The sequence below is a fragment of the Cohnella lubricantis genome, from assembly GCF_014212015.1.
Taxonomy (GTDB): domain Bacteria; phylum Bacillota; class Bacilli; order Paenibacillales; family Paenibacillaceae; genus Cohnella; species Cohnella lubricantis.
Map to the genome: position 1 here is coordinate 1 of NZ_JACJVN010000104.1, position 3,363 is coordinate 3,363.

At 40.6% G+C, this 3,363-nt stretch carries 3 protein-coding genes; all 3 read left to right on the plus strand.

Annotation, left to right across the window (positions count from 1 at the left end; translation table 11 throughout):
- The first annotated feature begins 1,669 nt into the window (after positions 1-1,669).
- Positions 1,670-2,155 carry a hypothetical protein gene (locus tag H4Q31_RS20815; RefSeq protein ID WP_185180988.1) on the plus strand — a complete coding sequence of 162 codons (486 nt, stop codon included), beginning with the start codon at positions 1,670-1,672 and terminating at the stop codon, positions 2,153-2,155.
- A 245-nt stretch (positions 2,156-2,400) separates the two neighbouring features.
- Positions 2,401-2,862 carry a hypothetical protein gene (locus H4Q31_RS20820; RefSeq protein ID WP_185180989.1) on the plus strand — a complete coding sequence of 154 codons (462 nt, stop codon included), beginning with the start codon at positions 2,401-2,403 and terminating at the stop codon, positions 2,860-2,862.
- Between the two features lie 199 nt (positions 2,863-3,061).
- On the plus strand, positions 3,062-3,363 hold a 302-nt coding region (locus H4Q31_RS21410), incomplete at its 3' end, for an FRG domain-containing protein (RefSeq protein WP_221626933.1).

Below are 3,363 nucleotides of genomic sequence, written 5' to 3' on the forward strand. Positions count from 1 at the left end.
GCGAACAGGAAGAGCAGTCAAAGAAATCGCACCAGTAGGTAATCCAAGATAATAGAAGCACATGCACGCGAACAGAAGATATTAAAGGAAATCGCAGGACATTAATCAAATAAGATGAATCAGAAGCAAATTCGAAGAAGGCGCCAACAACATCTAACACCGTATTCACGCGACGGGTCGGCTGGCGCCGTCCCTTGGTCCGCCCGAGGCAATTTCGAGAAGTGGAGTCAGGCGGACAACCCTGCGAACCTAACCGCGTCGCGGCCGGCAGCTGAAGCTGCCTTAAGGTTCTCGGGTTCGTGAATACAAGAACGTTAGACGCAATTGCCTGGATCAAAAACGATTTGAAAAATAGGATAGTTGATCTGAAATAAGAAGCCATTAAGTAAAGTGTGCTTAGAACTATTTTTTCAATATAAGAGATTAAAGGAATTTGGTTACTTATCATTTGGCGGGATCTAGTGAGGGTCTGAATGCAAAGGGGGACCTAGCGACAGCGTGCCAGTTGCGGGGGAATTGATCAATACGTTTTTACTAATGGGATATAGGAAGGGGTTGAAATGTACTATCGAGCAGGATAAGAAAATCACAACTAAAGAGGGAATCAATACGTTTTTTTATTGTGGAGTGGAGTATGAATATACAATTCGTTGGACTAGCGGGAATAATAAGACTCGGATTGTAGTTCGAGAAGAGGCAACAGCGTCTAACACCGTATTCACGCGACGGGCCGGCTGGCGCCGTCCCTTGGTCCGCCCGAGGCAATTTCGAGAAGTGGAGTCAGGCGGACAACCCTGCGAACCTAACCGCGTCGCGGCCGGCAGCTGAAGCTGCCTTAAGGTTCTCGGATTCGTGAATACAAGAACGTTATACGTAATTGCCTATTCAAAAGAAGAACATCCCATCCAATCCTCTAATCATGTAACCAGGGCGGAATGAAGGTATTACAAGGAAGAGCTCGAATACATTAGTTTGTCTGATTGAGGCAAGTAACTCGAAGAAGACGCACTAATGTAGAATTCGAGCTAGCGCCCTGGTTTAAAATTATGATTAGTTGGATTGGACCGATAGATTCCAAAACGAATCGAATAAGAAGCTTGATAGTCAATTCAAAGACTGATAAGAACATGTTAGTTTGTTGAAGTCGACGATGGAGAGTAGGGGCTCAACTAACATGTTCAGTCTTTGAATAGTTATAATCAAGCTTTTGGTTCGATTCGTCAGATCTTAACCCTTATAACTATGATTTCAAATTTGATTCAATGACGGTAATGGATCACGAATATCCTTTGCTGATTTTTTATAATTAGCGATAGATAGTAAAGGCGTGCTCCGACCGTATTGAAAATAGAAATTTGAATCAAAGTTAATAAGAGCGGGTTAAGATCAAGGGAATCTATCTTGGGATGATTCGAGGAAGAGGCAACTACGTATAACACTGTATTCACGCGGCGGGTCAGCTGAAGCTGCCCCTTGGTCCGGCCGAAGCAGTCAGAAGTGGATTCGGGGACGCATTTGGCAGTCAGCAGGGAAGCGGAATCAGCCGGACAACCCTGCACCGACTAACCGCGTCGCGGCCGGGCCGTTGGCCCTTAAGTCGGTGAGGGTTCGTGAATACGGGAACGTTATATGAAACCGCCTAACAGTATTATTGATGGAGGTGTCGATGATGCAACGTAAATACTTTAAAACAATAGTATCAATACAATTGATCTTTCTAATTTTAGTTGGTTGTTCTAAATCTAAACAAGAGAATTTGATGGATCAGATAAAAACATTAAATGCTGAGAACTCCGTAATTGATACTATAATTTCGAAAGTTGATCCAGGACTTCAAGATGGTGTGATTTTATCTTCTTTTAGAAATCCTGATCAAAGGCGTCCAAGTATCTATAAACTAATTTCTCATATAGATTCATTTAAGGGTTTTCAAGGTAAACCATTAATTCCTGAATACTATTATTATCTTGCAATAAGGGGACAAAAAATCAAATCTCTACAGACATATGAAATAAACCTAATAGTTGATCCAAGTTATAAGTATCTAAAATTAATTAGTATAGGATCAGGTGATAACAATCAAATTATTATCAATAAAGAATTTGAAATAACGAGCGAAATGAAGAGTGAATTAACAGAGATCATAACGAAGTGAAAGTTATTCAAGAAGAGGCGGCATCATATAACACAATATTCACGCTTCGGGGCATTCGCCCCTCGGTCCGGCAGGAGTTAGAAGATGGATCAGAGAAGTATTTTCAGCAGCAAGGAAGCAGATTCAGCCGGACACATCCGCACCGACTAACCGCATCGCGGCCGCCCCTGGCGGGGCTTAAGTCGGTGGGACGTCGTGAATACGGGAACGTTAGGCGAAACCTCCAATGAGAGTTTAACAAGGAAGTGAGAGAAATAAAAAAGATTTTAGTGTCCATTTGTATCTTATTTGTATTGTTTTCATTGTATTTAAATAGTGTTTGGAATAACTATCTTTTCACACCCTTTAACTTCGTAGAGGACGATATCACAGTAGGAAACTGGAAGGACTACAAAGAACCAATTCAATTTGATTTATCCAACATTGATGAGGGATGGAAGACGAAAACGATTGAAAATACTAATGATATAAAATACATAATTAAAGAATTAAAAAGATCAAATTACTCAATTGAAGAGAATATTAATGAAGAAGGAACACATTTCGTATTAACTTTAAGAAGAGTTGGAAAAATTGATAATGAAACTGATGGTGTTTTACTTCAGTTTAAAGGTTCAACAAACGGTATAATTAATGTAAATAATCAAAAAGAAAAATATATGACAGAGTCTTTAAAGGATTATATAAAACAAGAGTTAAGTGATTAAGATGGAACTCGAGGAAGTGGAGGCATCGCCTAACATAATATTCACGCATCGGGGCATTCGCCCCTCGGTCCGGACCGGAGTTAGAAGTGGATTCGGCGGGGCATTTCAGCAGCAGGGAAGCAGATTCAGCCGGACACATCCGCACCGACTAACCGCATCGCGGCCGGCTCCTGACGGAGCCTTAAGTCGGTGGGACGTCGTGAATACGGGAACGTTAGGTGAAATCTGGCGAATACTTTCAAAAAAATTAGGAGACAAAAAAATGTATTCAGCATCATTTTTAAAGAAACTAAAAATGATTAGTGATTTTCAAAAAAGTAAACCAATGGTCTGGTTCAGAGGGCATTCAGATCATAATTTCAAGTTGCTTTCTGGACTATATAGAATGAACTTCCGTAAACTTGATGACTATATCTCAACAGAACAATCCTTTTATAACATGTATCTTCATTACGGACACTCCCTACATAAAACTAGCGATGGGTCTGTCAATAATTTTGT

Bases quoted from the DNA above. Each gene is read 5' to 3' on its own strand.
- H4Q31_RS20815 (WP_185180988.1), top strand. From the start codon at position 1,670: ATGCAACGTAAATACTTTAAAACAATAGTATCAATACAATTGATCTTT.